At 73.4% G+C, this 17,334-nt stretch carries 16 protein-coding genes and 1 pseudogene; 4 read left to right on the forward strand and 13 right to left on the reverse strand.

Going from position 1 to position 17,334, the window contains the following annotated elements; genetic code table 11:
- On the reverse strand, window positions 1-484 hold a 484-nt coding region (locus ABD54_RS08920; protein ID WP_047868963.1), incomplete at its 3' end, for an MFS transporter.
- Window positions 485-612: 128 nt separating this feature from the next.
- Here ABD54_RS08920 and ABD54_RS08925 point away from each other — a divergent pair.
- Window positions 613-1,041: a MarR family winged helix-turn-helix transcriptional regulator gene (locus ABD54_RS08925; RefSeq protein WP_235432016.1), complete on the forward strand. Its 429-nt coding sequence runs from the start codon at window positions 613-615 to the stop codon at window positions 1,039-1,041.
- 178 nt (window positions 1,042-1,219) lie between these two features.
- Here the strand turns inward: ABD54_RS08925 and ABD54_RS08930 are convergent, their stop codons facing one another.
- The 6 genes from ABD54_RS08930 to groES form a co-directional block, all read right to left on the reverse strand.
- Entirely contained in the window at window positions 1,220-2,089 is an 870-nt protein-coding gene (locus ABD54_RS08930; protein WP_047868965.1) for a murein transglycosylase, read from the reverse strand.
- 192 nt (window positions 2,090-2,281) lie between these two features.
- Window positions 2,282-3,385 carry a GuaB3 family IMP dehydrogenase-related protein gene (locus ABD54_RS08935; protein WP_047868966.1) on the reverse strand — a complete coding sequence of 368 codons (1,104 nt, stop codon included), beginning with the start codon at window positions 3,383-3,385 and terminating at the stop codon, window positions 2,282-2,284.
- Between the two features lie 120 nt (window positions 3,386-3,505).
- The gene (gene guaB / locus ABD54_RS08940) at window positions 3,506-5,002 is read right to left on the reverse strand and encodes an IMP dehydrogenase (RefSeq protein WP_047868967.1); all 1,497 of its coding nucleotides are present in this window, start codon (window positions 5,000-5,002) and stop codon (window positions 3,506-3,508) included.
- A 469-nt stretch (window positions 5,003-5,471) separates the two neighbouring features.
- Complete coding sequence (locus ABD54_RS08945) at window positions 5,472-6,068, reverse strand: sigma-70 family RNA polymerase sigma factor (protein ID WP_082166748.1); 597 nt, start codon at window positions 6,066-6,068, stop codon at window positions 5,472-5,474.
- 217 nt (window positions 6,069-6,285) lie between these two features.
- Complete coding sequence (gene groL / locus ABD54_RS08950; protein WP_047868968.1) at window positions 6,286-7,896, reverse strand: chaperonin GroEL; 1,611 nt, start codon at window positions 7,894-7,896, stop codon at window positions 6,286-6,288.
- Between the two features lie 115 nt (window positions 7,897-8,011).
- Window positions 8,012-8,323, reverse strand: coding sequence for a co-chaperone GroES (gene groES, locus ABD54_RS08955; protein ID WP_013155030.1), 312 nt, complete (start codon window positions 8,321-8,323; stop codon window positions 8,012-8,014).
- A 263-nt stretch (window positions 8,324-8,586) separates the two neighbouring features.
- Between groES and ABD54_RS08960 the strand changes: the two genes are divergently transcribed.
- Together ABD54_RS08960 and ABD54_RS08965 are read left to right on the forward strand one after the other, a co-directional pair.
- The gene (locus ABD54_RS08960) at window positions 8,587-9,873 is read left to right on the forward strand and encodes a class I SAM-dependent methyltransferase (RefSeq protein WP_047868969.1); all 1,287 of its coding nucleotides are present in this window, start codon (window positions 8,587-8,589) and stop codon (window positions 9,871-9,873) included.
- A 599-nt stretch (window positions 9,874-10,472) separates the two neighbouring features.
- Window positions 10,473-12,677: a hypothetical protein gene (locus tag ABD54_RS08965; protein WP_047868970.1), complete on the forward strand. Its 2,205-nt coding sequence runs from the start codon at window positions 10,473-10,475 to the stop codon at window positions 12,675-12,677.
- Window positions 12,678-12,951: 274 nt separating this feature from the next.
- Here ABD54_RS08965 and ABD54_RS08970 read toward each other — a convergent pair whose 3' ends face one another.
- Window positions 12,952-13,920: a zinc-binding dehydrogenase gene (locus tag ABD54_RS08970; RefSeq protein ID WP_047868971.1), complete on the reverse strand. Its 969-nt coding sequence runs from the start codon at window positions 13,918-13,920 to the stop codon at window positions 12,952-12,954.
- Window positions 13,921-13,995: 75 nt separating this feature from the next.
- The gene (locus ABD54_RS29580) at window positions 13,996-14,241 is read right to left on the reverse strand and encodes a DUF6098 family protein (protein WP_394324537.1); all 246 of its coding nucleotides are present in this window, start codon (window positions 14,239-14,241) and stop codon (window positions 13,996-13,998) included.
- Between ABD54_RS29580 and ABD54_RS28925 the strand changes: the two are divergent.
- Window positions 14,174-14,341 (forward strand): annotated as a pseudogene (locus ABD54_RS28925) (GntP family permease); the annotation flags it as partial. The gene ABD54_RS29580 and the pseudogene ABD54_RS28925 overlap by 68 nt on opposite strands.
- 191 nt (window positions 14,342-14,532) lie before the next feature.
- Here the strand turns inward: ABD54_RS28925 and tsaD are convergent.
- From tsaD to tsaE, 4 genes are read right to left on the reverse strand one after another with little or no spacing between them, the layout of a single operon-like run.
- Window positions 14,533-15,567, reverse strand: a complete 1,035-nt coding sequence (tsaD, locus tag ABD54_RS08980) for a tRNA (adenosine(37)-N6)-threonylcarbamoyltransferase complex transferase subunit TsaD (RefSeq protein WP_047868973.1) — start codon at window positions 15,565-15,567, stop codon at window positions 14,533-14,535.
- Window positions 15,560-15,994 carry a ribosomal protein S18-alanine N-acetyltransferase gene (gene rimI, locus ABD54_RS08985; protein ID WP_200904071.1) on the reverse strand — a complete coding sequence of 145 codons (435 nt, stop codon included), beginning with the start codon at window positions 15,992-15,994 and terminating at the stop codon, window positions 15,560-15,562. Before rimI ends, tsaD begins: the two co-directional genes overlap by 8 nt.
- A gap of 38 nt (window positions 15,995-16,032) precedes the next feature.
- Window positions 16,033-16,710 carry a tRNA (adenosine(37)-N6)-threonylcarbamoyltransferase complex dimerization subunit type 1 TsaB gene (tsaB, locus tag ABD54_RS08990; protein WP_047868974.1) on the reverse strand — a complete coding sequence of 226 codons (678 nt, stop codon included), beginning with the start codon at window positions 16,708-16,710 and terminating at the stop codon, window positions 16,033-16,035.
- Window positions 16,711-16,720: 10 nt separating this feature from the next.
- Window positions 16,721-17,233 carry a tRNA (adenosine(37)-N6)-threonylcarbamoyltransferase complex ATPase subunit type 1 TsaE gene (gene tsaE / locus ABD54_RS08995; RefSeq protein ID WP_047868975.1) on the reverse strand — a complete coding sequence of 171 codons (513 nt, stop codon included), beginning with the start codon at window positions 17,231-17,233 and terminating at the stop codon, window positions 16,721-16,723.
- Between the last annotated feature and the right edge of the window lie 101 nt (window positions 17,234-17,334).

The following is a 17,334-nucleotide window of genomic DNA, read 5'->3' on the forward strand; positions in this document are numbered from 1 at the left end:
GGGGCACGAGCAGCTCGTAGTAGGTCGGGGGCAGGTCGACCTCCTCCTGGAGGTCCTGCTCCACGCGCTGGTCCAGCAGGCGGAAGGCCAGGGCGGCGGCGCCCAGCCCGGCGGCGCCAGCCCCGGAGGCCGCGTCGGCGACCGCGACCAGCGCGGCCAGCCCGACCGCTCCGCCGATCTGCTGGGAGGTGGACACCGCGGACGAGCCCACGCCCTGTTCGCCGTCGTCCACGGCCGCCCCGGCGGCGGCGAACACGATCGGGTAGGCGGTCCCGGCGGTGACGCCGAGCAGTACGACGGCCGGGAGCATCGCCCGGTAGGAGTCGGCCGCGACGGCGGCGGCGAAGAGCACAGCGGTGAGACCGGCCCCGGCGGTGCCCGCGAACAGGGCGCGGCGCACGCCCCAGCGGTTGAGCAGCGGGAACGGCAGCAGGGCGGAGCCGAGCAGGACGGCTCCGGTGCTCTGCCACGAGGCCCAGCCCACGCTCTGCCCCTGGGAGGTGCCGAGGACCAGCGGGAGCGATCCGGCGGTGACCGCCGCCGCGCCCGGGGCGTCGAACCCGGTCGGGCTGGGACGCCGCCACGCTGGCCTTCCGCCTGCTGGACCAGCGCGTGGAGCAGGACCTCCAGGAGGAGGTCGACCTGCCCCCGACCTACTACGAGCTGCTCGTGCCCCTGTCCGAGGCCGACCACCGGTCGCTGCGGATGAGCGACCTGGCCGAGCTCACCCGCACCCGGCCCAGCCGCGTCTCGCACGCGGTCAGGAAGATCTCCGGGGCCGGTCTGGTGGAGCGCGTGCACTGCGAGCAGGACCGCCGAAGCTGGTTCGCCGTGCTCACCGACGCCGGACAGCGGATGCTCGACGAGGCGGGGGCGCGGCACGTGCGGAGCATGCGGGACAACCTGTTCGACGTGCTCAGCGCGCGGCAGCAGGCGCAGCTGCTCGACATCGGCCGGACCCTGCTCGCCCGGCTCGCCCCGGAGAGCGTCCCGGCCGGGGAGGAGGCCCCCACCCGCCAGGAGATCCGCGAGCGGGGCTGAACGGGGCGGACGGCGGGTTCGTCCCGACCCCGTGAGACCACCGCGACCGTCCCCGCGCACAGCCCCCCGCGCCGCCCGGGGACGGCTCCCCGGACGGCGCGGCGCCCCCACGGCGGACCGGCTGCGGCCCGAACGCGGGAGTCAGCGGTACGGTCAGGACGCGGGGTCGACCGTACGGTCAGGACGCGTCGGCGTAGGCGTGCGCGTAGGCCAGGACGTCGGCGACGTACTCGTCGGACTGGTTGTACTCCAGGATCGCCGCCTCCCATTCCGCGGCGACGGTCAGGTCCCGCTCCCCAGCGCACAGGTACCGGGCCGCGGCGAGCGCGGCGTCGTCGATGTTGTGCGGGTCGGGGTCGCCGCCGGACGGGGAGTCGCCCCAGCGCTCCCAGGTGTGCGGGATGAACTGCATCGGGCCGATCGCCCGGTCCCACTCGGTGTCGCCGTCGTAGCGGCCGCCGTCGGTGTCCGGAATGGCCCGGGTCCGGTTGGTGCCGTCCAGCGGGATGCCGATGATGTCGACGGTGGTGTTGCCGTCGCCGCCGATCTCGCCCCCTGCGTAGGTGCCGTGGTGCGACTCGATGTAGCCGATCCCGGCCAGGGTGGGCCAGGAGAGCTGGCAGGAGGGCTGGTCCCGGGCGACCGTCAGCTGCGCGCCCGCGTACCCCTCCAGGGCGCGGCGCGGGATGCCGGTCGCCTCCGCCACCTGGTCGAGCCACTCTGCGCTGGGCCGCTCCTCGACGGCGGGGGTCTGGCGCTCGTCGGCGCCCGCCTCCTCGGGGGCGGGATCGCCCTCCGCCGGGGCCACGTCCGCGGGCTCCGGCGGACCCGTGAGCTCGTCGTGGGGCGGGGTCTGGATCGTGCCCGCCGGGGGCTCGACGCCCGAGGCGCTGGGCGGCGGCCACTCGTTGAACGCGTCGGAGACCCGGTTGACCAGGACGACCACTCCGCCGGTCAGCAGCAGGCACACCGCCAGCGTCACGCAGACGGCGGCCAGCGGGCCACGACTCCGGCACCCCTCGGCCCCGGACGCGCGTCGTTCACCCATGGGCTCTCCACATCGTCAAGGAAACGTCAATTCCACATCACGCCGGAACCAAAGTACGCGACCGGCGGCGCCCCGCGCCCGGCGCCCTCGGGCACGGGGGGCGCCGCGCGGCGGGGCCTCGCACGCGAAGGGCCGCGCCGGCCGGGGCCGACGCGGCCCTTTCGGGTCCGTGTCCTGGGCGAACACACCCCTCTAGTGCGGGTTGACCACGACCTCGACCCGCTGGAACTCCTTGAGGTCGGTGTAGCCGGAGGTGGCCATCGTGCGACGAAGAGCACCCATGAGGTTCATGGAACCGTCGCTGGTGGAGGCCGGGCCGTGCAGGATCGACTTCAGGTCGCCGATCGTGCCGACGTGGAGGCGCTCGCCGCGAGGCAACTCGTTGTGGTGCGCCTCGCTGCCCCAGTGGTAGCCGCCGCCGGGCGCCTCGGTGGCGCGTGCGAGCGGCGAGCCCACCATGACCGCGTCGGCGCCGCAGGCCAGGGCCTTGGCGATGTCGCCGCTGCCGGTCATGCCGCCGTCGGCGATGACGTGCACGTACCGGCCGCCGGACTCGTCCAGGTAGTCGCGGCGGGCCGCGGCCACGTCGCCGATGGCGCTGGCCATCGGCACGGCCACGCCCAGCACGGAGCGGGTGGTGTGGCCCGATCCGCCGCCGAAGCCGACCAGCACGCCCGCGGCGCCGGTGCGCATCAGGTGCAGCGCCGCCGTGTAGGTTGCGCAGCCGCCGACCACGACCGGCACGTCCAGCTCGTGGATGAACTGCTTGAGGTTGAGCGGCTCGGCGCGGCCGGACACGTGCTCGGCCGACACCGTGGTGCCGCGGATCACGAAGATGTCCACGCCCGCGTCCACGACCGCCTTGTGGTACTGGGCGGTGCGCTGCGGCGACAGCCGGGCGGCGGTGACCAGGCCCGCGTCGCGGATCTCCTCGATCCGGCGGCCGATCAGCTCCTCCTGGATGGGCGCCGCGTAGATCTCCTGGAGCCGCTGGGTGGCGGCGACGTCGTCGAGCTCGCGGATCTCCTGGAGCAGCGGCTCCGGGTCCTCGTAGCGGGTCCAGAGCCCTTCGAGGTCGAGCACGCCGAGGCCGCCCTGCTCGCCCACGGCCACGACGGTCCGGGGCGAGGACACGCTGTCCATGGGGCTGACCACGAGCGGAGTCTCGAACCGGTAGGCGTCGATCTGCCAGGCGATGGACACCTCCTCCGGGTCCCGCGTCCGCCGGGCGGGCACGATCCCGATCTCGTCGAGCTCGTAGGCCCGGCGTCCGTTCTTGCCCAGCCCGATCTCCACCTGAGCCAACGTTTCGATCCCCTCTGACGTGCCTCGCCGGACGGTCTACCGGCGCGTTTCCTGCCGCCGTGAGTCTATCGACCCCGGAGGCGGGCGGAGCCGGGCCGCCCGGCCACCGCGTCAGCGGGCGTTGTAGTTGGGCGCCTCGACCGTCATCTTGATGTCGTGCGGGTGGCTCTCGCGCAGACCGGCGCTGGTGATGCGCATCAACTGGCCGCGCTCGCGCAGTTCGGACACAGTGCGGGTCCCGGCGTACCACATGGACTGGTGCAGACCGCCGACGAGCTGGTGGGCGACCGCCTGGAGCGGGCCGCGGAAGGGCACCTGGCCCTCGATGCCCTCGGGGACCAGCTTGTCCTCGGCGGCCACTTCGGCCTGCGCGTAGCGGTCCTTGGAGAAGGAGCGGCCGCGCATGGCGCCGAGCGATCCCATACCGCGGTAGGCCTTGAACTGCTTGCCGTTGATGAAGATCAGCTCGCCGGGGCTCTCCTCCACGCCCGCGAGCAGGCTGCCGAGCATCACGGTGCTGGCCCCGGCCGCGATGGCCTTGGCGATCTCGCCGGAGTACTGGAGCCCGCCGTCGGCGATGAGCGGGACGCCCGCCGGGCCGCACGCCTTGCCGGCCTCCAGGATGGCGGTGAGCTGCGGTGCGCCCACACCGGCCACGACCCGCGTGGTGCAGATGGAGCCCGGGCCCACGCCGACCTTGACGGCGTCGGCTCCGGCGTCGATGAGCAGCTGCGCCCCGGCGCGGGTGGCGATGTTGCCCGCGACGATGTCGGCGCGCGAGTTGGCCTTGAGCTTGGCGATCATGTCCGCGAGCCCCGAGGAGTGGCCGTGGGCGGTGTCCACGACGATGAAGTCGACGCCCGCCTCCACGAGCCGCTTGGCGCGCTCCTCGGCCTCGGCGCCCACGCCCACGGCGCCGCCGACGACGAGGCGGCCGTCGGCGTCCTTGGTGGCGTCGGGGTACTGCTCGCTCTTGATGAAGTCCTTGACGGTGATCAGGCCGCGCAGCCGGTTCTGGCCGTCGACCAGCGGCAGCTTCTCTACCTTGTGCCTGCGCAGCAGGTCGAAGGCCTGCTCGCGGCTGACGCCGACGGGAGCGGTGACCAGGTTCTCCGTGGTCATCACGTCGCGGACCAGACGGCCGCGGTCGCTCTCGAAGCGCATGTCCCGGTTGGTGACGATGCCGACCAGGGTCCCGGCGCCGTCGGTGACGGGCACGCCGGAGATCCGGTAGTGGGCGCACAGGCGCTCGACCTCGGCGAGGGTGTCCTCGGGCTGACAGGTGACCGGGTCGGTGACCATGCCCGCCTCGGAGCGCTTGACCAGGTCGACCTGGCTGGCCTGGTCCTCGACGGAGAGGTTGCGGTGCAGGACGCCCGCGCCGCCCTGGCGGGCCATCGCCACGGCCATGCGGGCCTCGGTGACGGTGTCCATCGCCGCGGAGAGCAGCGGGATGCGCAGGGTGAGATTGCGGGACAGGCGGGTGGTGGTGTCGACCTCGCCCGGCTGGAGATCGGAGTAGGCCGGGACCAGCAGGACGTCGTCGTAGGTCAGCCCGGGGGGAAGGAGTTTGTCCCCGTAGTCGCTGTACTCCTGGCTCTGGCCCATGACACAACCTCCGCTTTCCCGGCACACCTGCGCGGTCTCGCCCTCGCGTGTCGTCTCATCCTAGGTCGTGGTCCCGTGCGCCCCCGGTGGAACGGGGTGTTTGACCCGTCACCACGGGCCGAAAGTGACCAGCCTCACGGTTTGCACGGCCCCCTCCGCGCCCCCGCTCCGCACGCGGGACCTCCTGCGGCCCGGGGGTTCCGGGATCCTCCCCCGCCTCCGCCGCACCCGGGAGAGGGGAGACGGCGGTCGGAGCCGTTCCGGGACGCCGCCGTGGCCCCGGGGGCGGTCGCCGCGCACCGGGTCACATGAGGTGGTCACCCCATGACCCGATCCGTGGAGCGCACCCCCGGAAAACGGGCGCCCCTAGGGGCGGAGGTGGCCCGACGGCCCGAGGGCGCGGCAGTAGCCGCGTACGCGGGGGCGGTCGGGGCACCGGCGGCGGCCGGGCCGGGGGCGTCCGGAGTGCTCAGGGGACGAGGCGGTTCGCCACGGCCACCTGCCGAAGCCGAGCAATAGCTCGGTGCTGGGCAACCCGTACCGCTCCCGCCGACATTCCAAGGACATGTCCCGTCTCATCCGCCGTAAGTCCTGCGATCACCCTCATGACCAGCAGTTTTCGCTGTTGTTCGGGCAGCTCGTCGAGAAGCTCCCGGGCCCGTTGGGCCTCGATCGCCCGCACGGCCGCCTCCTCGGGCCCCGGGCCCTCGTCGGGGCGCTCGGGCACGGAGTCGGTGGGCACCGTCTCGACCCTGCCCGCGCCGCGCAGGGTGTCGGCCACCTTGTGGGCCGCTATGCCGAACACGAAGGCCGCGAAGGGGCGGCCGCGGTCCTGGTAGCGCGGTATCGCCGAGAGCAGGGCGATGCACACCTCCTGGGCCACGTCGTCGGAGTAGTGGGCCAGCCCCGAGACCCTGGCCAGGCGGGCACGGCAGTACCTGACCACCATGGGGCGGACCTCTCGCAGCAGAGAGTCCATCGCCCCGTCGTCCCCCCGGACCGCCAGCGATCCCAGATGGTTCAACCCCGTGTGGTCCCGCTGCCCCCGGGCGCCTGCATCCGTCACCGTCACGCTAGGAATGATGCCCCCACCGCCGGACTGAACCACTCGGATCGGCAACTACAGAATGGTCACGTTTCGGAAAAATCACCCGAAAACATCTGCGTCGCCGGGGGAAACCTGTGACGTGCGTGATAGTGAGCGGGGGGCGGAGCAAGCGCTCCGCCCCCCGAAGGCCCCCGGCCCCGCGGGCCCTGACGGCCCGGGCGCCGGGCCGCCGTGCCTAGTGGCTGTGGCCGTGCCCGTCGTCCTCCTCGTCCTCGGGCTTGTCCGCCACCAGAACCTCGGTGGTCAGCAGCATGCCCGCGATGGAGGCGGCGTTCTGCACTGCGGAGCGGGACACCTTGACCGGGTCGAGGATGCCCTGCGAGGTCAGGTCGCCGTAGGTGCCGGTCGCGGCGTTGTAGCCGTGGCCGACCTCCAGCTCCGACACGCGGTGGGTGACCACGTAGCCCTCGGCGCCCGCGTTCTCCGCGATCCACCGGGCGGGCTCGACCAGGGCGCGGCGCACGATCGCCGCACCGGTGGCCTCGTCGCCCTCCAGGCCGAGGCCGTCCGAGTCCAGCACCTTGGAGGCGTGCACCAGGGAGGCGCCGCCACCGGCGACGATGCCCTCCTCGATGGCCGCGCGGGTCGCCGAGATGGCGTCCTCCAGGCGGTGCTTCTTCTCCTTGAGCTCCACCTCGGTGGCGGCGCCCACGCGCAGGACGGAGACGCCGCCCGCGAGCTTGGCCAGACGCTCCTGGAGCTTCTCGCGGTCCCAGTCGGAGTCGCTCGCCTCGATCTCCTTGCGGATCTGGCGGACGCGGTCCTCGACCTCGGACTGCTCCCCGGCGCCGTCCACGATGGTGGTGGCGTCCTTGGTGATCGTGACGCGGCGGGCACCGCCCAGCACGTCGAGGTCCACGTTCTCCAGGGTCAGGCCGACCTCCTCGGCGACGACCTGGCCGCCGGTGAGGACCGCGATGTCCTGGAGCATGGCCTTGCGGCGCTCGCCGAAGCCGGGCGCCTTGACCGCGGCGACGTTGAGGGTGCCGCGGATCTTGTTGAGCACCAGGGCGCCCAGCGCGTCACCGTCGATGTCCTCGGCGATGATGAGCAGGGGCTTCTTGCTCTGGACGACCTTCTCCAGCACGGGCAGCAGGTCGTTGAGGCTGCTGATCTTGCCCTGGTTGATCAGGATCAGCGCGTCCTCCAGCACCGCCTCCTGGCGGTCGCCGTCGGTGACGAAGTAGGGCGAGACGTAGCCCTTGTCGAACTGGAGGCCCTCGGTGAAGTCCAGGTCCAGACCGAAGGTCGGGGCCTCCTCAACCGTGATGACGCCGTCCTTGCCGACCTTGTCGAACGCCTCGGCGATCAGGTCGCCGATCTGGGCGTCCTGGGCGGAGTTGGTGGCGACGTAGGCGATGTCCTCGCGCTCCTCGACGGGGCGGGCGCGCTCCAGGAGGACCTCCGACACCTTGGCGGCCGCGGCGTCGATGCCCTTCTTCAGGGACATCGGGGAGGCGCCGGCGGCCACGCTGCGCAGACCCTCGCGGACGAGCGCCTGGGCCAGGACGGTCGCGGTGGTGGTTCCGTCACCGGCGGCGTCGTTGGTCTTGGTGGCGACCTCCTTGACCAGCTGGGCGCCCAGGTTCTCGTAGGGGTCGTCCAGCTCGACCTCACGGGCGACGGTCACGCCGTCGTTCGTGATGGTGGGGGCGCCGAACTTCTTGTCGATGACGACGTTGCGACCGCGCGGGCCGAGCGTCACCTTGACGGCGTTGGCGAGGCGGTCGACGCCCCGCTCGAGGGCGCGACGGGCGTCGTCCTCGAACTCCAGGATCTTCGGCATGTGGGTGCTTCCTCTTCAGGCCGGTCGAAAGAGAGCATCCCGCCCGCCCGGCTGTGCGCCGACCGGTGCGGGATGCGGATGGCTCCGGGCCCGTCGGAGCGGGCCCCGCGGAGGCCTACTTCTCGACGACGGCGAGAAGGTCGCGGGCGGAGAGCACCAGGTACTCCTCGCCGTCGTACTTGACCTCGGTGCCGCCGTACTTGCTGTACAGGACGACGTCGCCGACCTTCACGTCCAGCGGGATGCGGTTCTCGCCCTCGTCGTCCCAGCGGCCCGGGCCCACGGCCAGGACCTCGCCCTCCTGGGGCTTCTCCTTGGCGGTGTCCGGGATGACCAGACCGGAAGCGGTGGTCTGCTCGGCCTCCAGCGTCCGGACCACGACGCGGTCCTCGAGCGGCTTCAGCACGGTCTTGGTGGCGGTCGACACGGTGTGACCTCCCCCTTCAAGGTTTCGGTGTACTGATTTCGGCCCGCACTGGTGCACGGACCGGCTACGAAAAAGGGGCGACCACGGCGGCCTGTCGTCGCGGGTGCCAGACCGGCCTCGTCGCGGTTAGCACTCTACCCCCGAGAGTGCCAGAATGGAAATGTGACCGTGACACCGGTCGGGAAGTCCCGCGAGGGGCTCCCCCGCCGGGGCGGGGCGCGGTCGCGCCCGCACACCGCTCCTTCGACGCCCGGGGGGAACCCATGCGCCTGCCCGCCTTCGAGGCCCTGCTCACCGACGCGGGCCGGGAGGTCCTGGCGGGGGTGGACCCGAAGGCCGCCGCCGGGGACCAGCTCGCCGCGGCCTCGCTGCTGCGCGGTGACCCGCGCGTGGCCGCCCTCGACCCCGGTCTACCCGTCTCCGAGCTGGTAAACGCCGTCCTGACCCAGGTCTCCCTGCGCGAACGCGGAAAGGCCAAGTTCGGCGAACTCGCGCGGCGGATGTTCTTCACGCCCGACGGGCTGGAGCAGTCCACCCGGCGCGTGGTGGCCGACTACCGCGCGGAGCGCATGGCCGGGGCGTCCGGATCGCCCGGACCGCAGGGACGGGGTCCGGACGGCGCCACCGCGGGCGACCTGTGCTGCGGGGTCGGCGCGGACCTGCTGGCCCTGGCCGCGCGCGGCGTTCCGGTCGAGGGCGTGGACGCCGACCCCCTCACCGTCGCGGTGGCCCGCGCCAACATCGCCGCCCTGGGCCTGTCCGGGCTGGCCCGGGTCCGCGAGGGCGACGCCTCCGCGGCCGCGCCCGGCCGGTACCCGCTGCTGTTCTGCGACCCCGCCCGGCGGGGCGGGCGCGGCCGGGTGTTCGACCCCTCGGCCTACTCCCCGCCGTGGGGCACGGCCGTGGACCTGGCAGAGGGGGCGGAGGCGGCCTGCCTCAAGGCCGCGCCGGGCATCCCGCACGAGGCGCTGCCCGGGAACGCGGCGGCCGAGTGGATCTCGGTGGACGGGGAGCTGAAGGAGACCGCCCTGTGGTTCGGCGCGCTGGCCGACGGGCCGCGGCGCCGGGCGACGGTGCTGCACGAGCGCGAGGGGCTGCTCGCCCGCGAGGGCGCGGTGGCGCACCTGGACGCCGACCCCGGCCTGGGCCCGGCGCCGGTGGCGGCGGCCCGGCGCTATCTGTACGACCCGGACCCGGCCGTGGTGCGCTCGCACCTGGTGGCGGAGGCGGCGGCGCGGGTGGACGGCGCCCTGCTGGACGAGCGGATCGCCTACTTCACGGCGGACGGGGCGGTGCTCTCGCCGCTGTGGCGGGTGCTGGAGGTGGTGGAGGTGCTGCCGTTCTCGCTGAAGCGGCTGCGCTCGGCGGTGCGCGGCCTCGGGGCGGGGACGGTGACCGTCAAGAAGCGGGGCTCGGCGGTGGACACCGAGAAGCTGCGCCGGGACCTGCGCGCCTCGGGTCCGGAGTCGGTGACGGTCGTGCTCACCCGGATCGGCGAGCGGCCCTTCTGCCTGCTGTGCCGTGAGGTCGACGCCCCGGCCCGGGGGTAGGGGTCCGTTCCGGAGGAGCGCGCGCCGGCGCTGCCAGGCCCGGTCGCCCACGGAGCCGGTCGTCCACAGGCCCGGCGCGGGGCTGGCGGGCCCCGGCGGCTCCGCCCTAGGCTGGAATCCGGGGGCGCCGCGCGTCCCCGTGGGGCGGGCGCGCCGCCCCCGTATCCGAGTGTCCACCGCACCGTGACCGGCTCGCAAGGGCCCGCTCCCGCCCGTGGACAACCGTGGACGAGGTGGCTGGAGTGCACACCGGGGCCGCGGATCACGACATCGGGCCAGATCGTTACCTTCCCCACCCAGATCTTTGGCGGTCCCCTGGGGGAGGAGCGGCGCGTGTCGTTAAACTGGCGGCGCGAATTCTTTCCCTTCTCATGGATTCACCCGGAAGGCCGTGATCGTCGATCCGCCCCCCGCGGTTCAGCCGGAGCACGGGCCTTGCCTCACGTGTACACACTCAGTCACACTCCAGTCACGATGAGGCCGTATTGGTACAAAAACACCACCCACCCGGGGACCATCGAGAACCCGAGCCGTCCGGAACCCACCGTCCACTCCTCCCGGACGGGTACGGGAGCGCCAGAAGAATAAGGAGCACCTCGGTGGAACAGACCAATCACAACTTCCTCAACGGAGGAGGTCAGGCGGGGATCTCCGACCGCATGCGTGACCTGCTCTCCCAGGCCGCCCAGGAGCACGTCTCCGAGCAGAAGTCGCAGGGCGCCGTCAGCGAGGAGATGCGCCAGCGCCTGGAGGGCATGGAGTGGCTGCTCCGCGAGCTGCGCGAGCGCGAGCTCACCGCCCTCACCGAGTCGGTCGCCACGGTCAACGGCCGCGTCGACGAGTTCCTGGCCCGGCCGCCAGAGTGGGCGGAGACCCTCGCCGAGCACATCGAGGTCGTCGCCCAGCAGGTCAAGCCCCTGTCGGACCTGCCCTCCCTGCGCGCGGACACCCACCGCATCGCCGGTCACCTGGACACCGCGCTCACCCGCCTCCAGCGGATGGCCGAGACGGGCAACCGCACCTCCGAACAGGCCAACGAGCTGGGCGAGCGCCTCAACGGACTGGACGAGAGCCTCGACACCCGCCTGAACGGACTCGGCGAGACCCTCGGCGCCCGTCTGGACGGGCTGAGCGAGACGTTCGGCTCCCGTCTGGACGCCCTCGACACCGCGCTGGCCTCCCTGACCGCCAGGACCGAGGCCGTGCAGGCGTCGCTGTCCGCGCTCTCGGAGTCGGCGGAGAGCCGCCACGAGACCCTCACCGCCGCGGTCGGCGAGAGCCGCGCCGAACTGGCGGAGGCGCTCGCCGGCGGACGGACCGAAATCTCCGAGGCCCTGGCCGAGGGCCGCACCGAGCTGGCCGAGGCCGTGGCCGCGAGCCGCGAGAGCCTCACCGCCACCGTCAACGAGAGCCGTGAGGCCCTGGCAGCAGCCGACGCCCGGCTGGGCGAGACCGTCGCGGCCAGGGCCGAGGAGGCCGCCGCCAAGGCCGAGCAGGCCAACGGCGAGCTGCGCACGCTCGTGGAGGAGCGCACCGAGCGCCTGCGCACCTCGATGGAGGAGCGCACCGCCGAACAGCACGAGACGCTGCTGTCGCGCCTCCAGGAGAACACCGGAGAGCTGGGCGAGCGCACCGCCGCCCTGGCCGAGGATCTGGGCGCCCTGTCCGCCTCCTCCACCGAGCGCCATGAGGCCCTCGCCGCCAAGCTGACGGAGAGCGTCGGCTACCTCAGCACCCAGGCCGAGGAGAACAACGCCGAGACCACCGCCGCGGTCGCCGACGTCACCGGCGCGCTCGCCAAGCTCCGCGAGGACCACGAGTCCTCGCTCACCGAGCTGCGCACCCACCTGCGCCAGCGCCTGTCCGAGCTCAACGAGCAGATGGAACTGGGCCGCACCGAGTCCCGGGAGCAGGCGGAGGCCGCCTCCGAACGCCTGCGCGAGGCGGTGGCCGAGCGCACCGACGCCCTGGGCGCCCGCATCGCCGAGGACGCCGAGCGCGTCACCTCGGACTTCGCCGAGCTGCGGACGTTCGTCCAGGAGAGCGGCGACCGGCTCTCCACCGAGTCCGAGGAGCGTTCGCGGACGCTGACCGAGTCGCTCACCGAGCGGGTGGAGGCGCACCGGACGGCTCTGGACGAGCGTCTGGAGCGCCAGCGCGAGGCCCTGACCGGCAAGGTCGACACCCACCTGGCGCAGATCACCGGCAAGGTGGACCACGAGCTGGGCCGCCTCACCGACCGCTTCGACACCTTCGAGGGGCACTTCGAGGGAAGCTTCGAGGGGGTCGAGGGCAAGCTCGACCGCATCGACGGCCGCATGGACGGCGTCAACGGCCGCTTGGACGGCCTGGACGGCCGGGTCAACGGTGTCGAGGGCCAGTTCGAGGGCGTGAGCGGGCACTTCGAGGGCGTGGACGGCCGCATGGAGGCCCTCGACGACCGCTTGGAGGCGCTCAACCAGCGGCTCAACCAGCTACCGCAGACCATGGAGGTCAGCGAGCTGCACCGCCGCCTGACCGAGCTGGTGGAGCGGCCGCAGCTCGACCACACCGGCAAGCTGGACGAGATCGACGAGCACGTCACCTCGGCCGTGGCGCCGGTGCTGCGCGAGCTGAAGCAGCGCCCGGACCGGCACGAGCTGGAGGAGACCGTCACCGAGGCGGTCGAGAACTCGCACGACGACATCACCAAGCGGTTCGCCTCCCTGGAGGAGACGGTGCTGGCACTGGCCGAGGCGCTGCTGCGCCCGGGCCGGGACGGCAAGAAGAAGCGCCGCCGCGACGAGGACGAGGACGACGAGTAGCCGGTAGCGCGCGGACCGCGTAGCCGCTCCGCCCGATGGCCGCCCGGCGACCGCCCGGCGACCGCGCGGCGGACGCGGGCCTGCGGACGGAGAAGGGGCCGGGGCGCCTAGGCGGATTCTAGGGTGCCCCGGCCCCCGTTTGTCGGGTCCCTCCCCGGTACACCGTGATCTTGTACTTATAGCGAGGTTGGACGGTCGAGACTCGCTATAAGTACAAGATCACCGCGGGTCAGGACCCGGCGCGCCGCGGCACCGGCCTCCCCGCCGGGCCCGCTCAGACCGTGAAGACGATCTTGCCGAACTGCTCGCCCCCGGCCATCGCCCGGAAGCCCTCCTGGGCCCGTGCCAGGGGCAGCGACCGGTCGATCTCGGGCCGGACGCCGGTGCGCACGCACATCCGGGCCAGGGCGGCCAGCTCCTCGCGGGTGCCCATGGTGGAGCCCAGGACCCGCAACTGGAGGAAGAACACCCGGTTGAGTTCGGCCGGAGGCGCGTCACCGCTGGTCGCGCCGCAGGTGATGACGGCACCGCCCGGCTTCAGCGAGCGCAGCGAGTGCGCCCACGTGGCCTGGCCGACCGAGTCGAAGACGGCGTCGACCTTCTCCGGCAGGCGCTCACCGGTGGGCAGCGCCGCGTGCGCGCCCAGCGAGAGGGCCCTGGTCCGCTTCTCCCCGCTGCGGCTGGTGGCGTAGACCCGGTGGCCCACCTGCGACGCCAGCCGGATGAGCGCCCCGGCCACACCTCCCCCTGCGCCCTGGACGAGCACCGTGGAGCCCGGCCGCAGGTCGGCCTTGCCGAAGAGCATGCTGTAGGCGGTCAGCCACGCGGTGGGCAGGCAGGCGGCCTCCTCGAAGGACAGCTCCTCCGGCTTGGGCACCAGGTTGGCGCGGGGCACCAGGACCTTCTCTGCGAAGGTGCCGTTGTGGATCTCCGAGAGCAGCGACCGGCGGGGGTCGCGCGTCTCGTCCCCTCCCCCGGCGGCCGGGTCGCCGACGACGCCGTGCACGATGACCTCGTTGCCGTCCTCGTCCACCCCGGCCGCGTCGCAGCCGAGGATCATGGGCAGGCGCTGCTCGCTGAGCCCGACGCCGCGCAGGCTCCACAGGTCGTGGTGGTTGAGGGACGCGGCCCTGACGTCGACGGTCGTCCACCCCTCGCGGGGCTCGGGGTCGGGGCGTTCGCCCGCCTCCAGGGCGGAGACGGGGTCGTCGGGCGCGAAGCGTGCTGCGGTGATAGCGAACATACCCCGAAGCCAACCACGGAGACCGAATCCGGTTCCACCCCCGGGGGCCGAAACGCGCGGGGAGCGGACCGGCCGCTACGGGTCGGTCGGCTCCCCGCCCGCCTCGAAGCGCTCCCGGTACCTGCGCTGCGCCTCCTCCATCACGGCCTGGGAGAGGTAGGTGACCGGCCGCACCCCGCCCAGGAGCGGTTCGTGGTCCGGGCCCGCCGCGGCCCTGCCCGCCACCGTCCCGGCGTTCGTCATCGCCACGGTCATGCGCGTGGCCCCGGGGCCCGAGACGGTCGCGATCGCCACCACCGCACCGATCGTGGCCCAGCTCATCGCGGAGGCCGGAACGTACCGGCCCGAGATCGCGCTCGCGGTCATCGCGATCGCGGCGGTCGGGACGGTGCTCTCGCACGTCGACGACCCCGGCTTCTGGCTGACGAACCGCTGCCTGGACGTCGACGTCAAGACCACGCCCAAGCGCTGGACCGTGACGGGGGCCCACGGGGTCCGTCGCGTTCCTGATCGCCGCCATCGGCGCGGCCCTGGCCCTGGCCGGGCGGGGGGGCGGCAACGCGACCGCCCCGGCCCCGAAGCGTTCGCGGGCCGGGGCGGTCGCGTGTCGGGCTACACCGCCAGCGGGGAGCTGACCGGCAGGGAGGTGTCCGTGGCCAGGTCCAGCGCGGACGCGGGCAGGCCCGCCGCCACGACCTCGGCTCCCAGGGCGGCGATCATCGCGCCGTTGTCGGTGCACAGGCGCGGGCGCGGGACGCGCAGTTCGACGCCCGCCTCCCGGCAGCGCTGCTCGGCCAGCGCGCGCAGCGCCGAGTTCGCCGCCACACCCCCGCTGATGACCAGCGTGGTCACGCCGTGCTCCACGCAGGCGTCCACGGCCTTGCGGGTGAGCACGTCCACCACCGACTCCTGGAAGGCGGCGGCGATGTCGGCGACCACCAGGGGCTCGCCCCGGCGGTCGGTGTCCTCCACGTGGCGGGCCACGGCGGTCTTCAGGCCCGAGAACGAGAAGTCGTAGGTGCCGTCGCCCCACTTGCCGCGCGGGAAGCGGATCGCCCCGGGGTCGCCCCGCTGCGCCGCCTTGTCGATGGGCGGACCGCCCGGGTAGGGCAGGTCGAGCAGGCGTGCCACCTTGTCGTAGGCTTCGCCGGCGGCGTCGTCGACGGTGTCGCCGAGCGAGACCACCTCGGTGGCCAGGTCGTTGACCAGCAGCAGCGAGGTGTGGCCACCCGACACCAGCAGGGCGATCGAGGGCTTGGGCAGCGGGCCGTGCTCCAGTTGGTCCACGGCCACGTGGCCCACCAGGTGGTTCACACCGTAGAGCGGCTTGCCCAGGGCCATCGCGTACGCCTTGGCGGCGGACACGCCCACGAGCAGGGCGCCCGCCAGGCCCGGGCCCGCGGTGACGGCGACGGCGTCCACGTCCGACAGCTTGGCCCCGGCCTGGTCCAGCGCCCGGTGCACGGTCGGGGTCATCGCCTCCAGGTGCGCGCGGCTGGCCACCTCGGGGACCACGCCGCCGAACCGGACGTGCTGGTCCACGCTGGAGGCCACGGCGTCGCCGAGCAGCTCGCAGCCGCGCACCAGGGCCACGCCGGTCTCGTCGCAGGACGTCTCGATCCCCATGACCAGCGGCAGGTCACTCATGGTTCCCCTCCTCGGCGACGCGCCGCATGACGAGCGCGTCCGCCCCGTTGTAGTAGCCGCGCCGCACACCGATCTGCACGAAGCCGAACCGGCCGTAGAGCCTCTGTGCGCGCGGGTTGTCCGAGCGCACCTCCAGGAACACGTGGGTGACGCCGCGCCGCGCCGCCTCGGTGAGGAGTTCGGTGAGCAGCGCGCTGCCCACGCCCCGGCCCCAGACCTGCTCGGACACGGCCATGGTCTGCACGTCGCCCTCGGGCGGGACGGCGCGCAGCCCCGCGTAGCCGACGACGGCGTCCCCGGACACCGCGACCAGGTAGTGGCGCGTGGGCTCGGCCAGCTCGTCCCTGAGCATGCCCTCGCTCCAGGCGTCGAGGGGGAACAGGGCGTGTTCGAGGTCCATGACGGCCGCGACGTCGTCGGAGGTCATCGCGCGCAGGTCCACGCCGTCGGGACCGGGCGGCGGGGTCACCTCACCCACTGGCGCACCTTCTTCGGGGCACCGGGCTCCACCGCGTCCGGGCGGCGCAGGTAGAGGGGATCGGGCGCGGGCAGTTCCTCGCCTCGGCCGAGGCGCAGCAGGGCCAGCTCCGCCATGGCGGCGGCGTCCGGGTGCAGCGGGTCCGGCGCGGCCGAACCGGCGCCGAGCACGTCGGCGTACATGCGGGCGCCGTCGCCGACCAGAGCGAGCCCGCCGGTGTCCACCTCGGCGGGGCGGTCGACGCGCACCTCGCCCACGCGGGTGAGCCGGTCGTCGTAGCGGGCCCAGAACACCTCCTTGCGGCGGGCGTCGGTCATCGCGGCGAAGGGCTCGGTCCGGCCGGTGGCGAAGGCCAGCGCGTCCAGGGTGGTGACACCGTGGCAGGGGACGCCCAGGGCGTCGGCCAGGGCGTGCGCGGTGGCCAGCCCGACCCGCAGGCCGGTGTAGGGCCCGGGGCCGATGCCGACGGCGATGCGGTCGAGGTCGGCCAGGACGATCCCGGCCTCCTCGGTGATCCGGGAGATCGTGGGGCCGAGCAGTTCGCCGTGGCGGCGGGCGTCCACGGAACCGGCGCTGGCGCGCAGCGTGAAGGAGCCGTCGGCGCCGGTCTCGCCGATGGCGGCGGTGACCGCCGGGGTGGCGGTGTCGAAGGCCAGGAGGAGCACGGGTGACCGCCTATCGGGGCCCGGCGGCGGTGCCGGGCAGGTCGGCGCCGGCCCACCGGGCGCCGACGGCGCGCAGGTGGACGGAGCGGGTGTCGTCGGGGTGGCGTTCGATGCGGATCTCCAACCGGTCGTCGGAGAGCCCCTCCGCCACGCCCTCGCCCCACTCCACCACGGTGACGGAGTCGGGGAGGGTCATGTCCAGGTCGATGTCGTCGATCTCGTCGGGCCCGCCGAGCCGGTAGGCGTCCACGTGGACGAGGTCGGGGCCTCCGGTCAGGGAGGGGTGGATCCGGGAGATGACGAAGGTCGGGGAGGTGACCGATCCGCGCACGCCAAGGCCCTCGCCCAGACCCTTGGTGAGGGTGGTCTTCCCCGCGCCGAGCGGCCCGGACAGGATCAGCAGGTCGCCGGGTCGGACGAGGGCGGCGAGGTCGCGGCCGAGGGTGCGCATGGCGTCGTCGGTGTCCGCGGTGACCTCGCGGACGGTGGCCGCACCTGGAGTGGTTGCTGTCGCGTCTGTCATCAGCTTCGCTGCTCGTGGTCTGGGTGGATGGTGGATCGCGGCGCGCCGGGTCGGGGCGTGTGCGGGCGGGGACGGCTGGAGCGCCCCCTTCCACCCAGGTT

This window comes from Nocardiopsis sp. RV163, from assembly GCF_001029525.1.
GTDB lineage: Bacteria > Actinomycetota > Actinomycetes > Streptosporangiales > Streptosporangiaceae > Nocardiopsis > Nocardiopsis dassonvillei.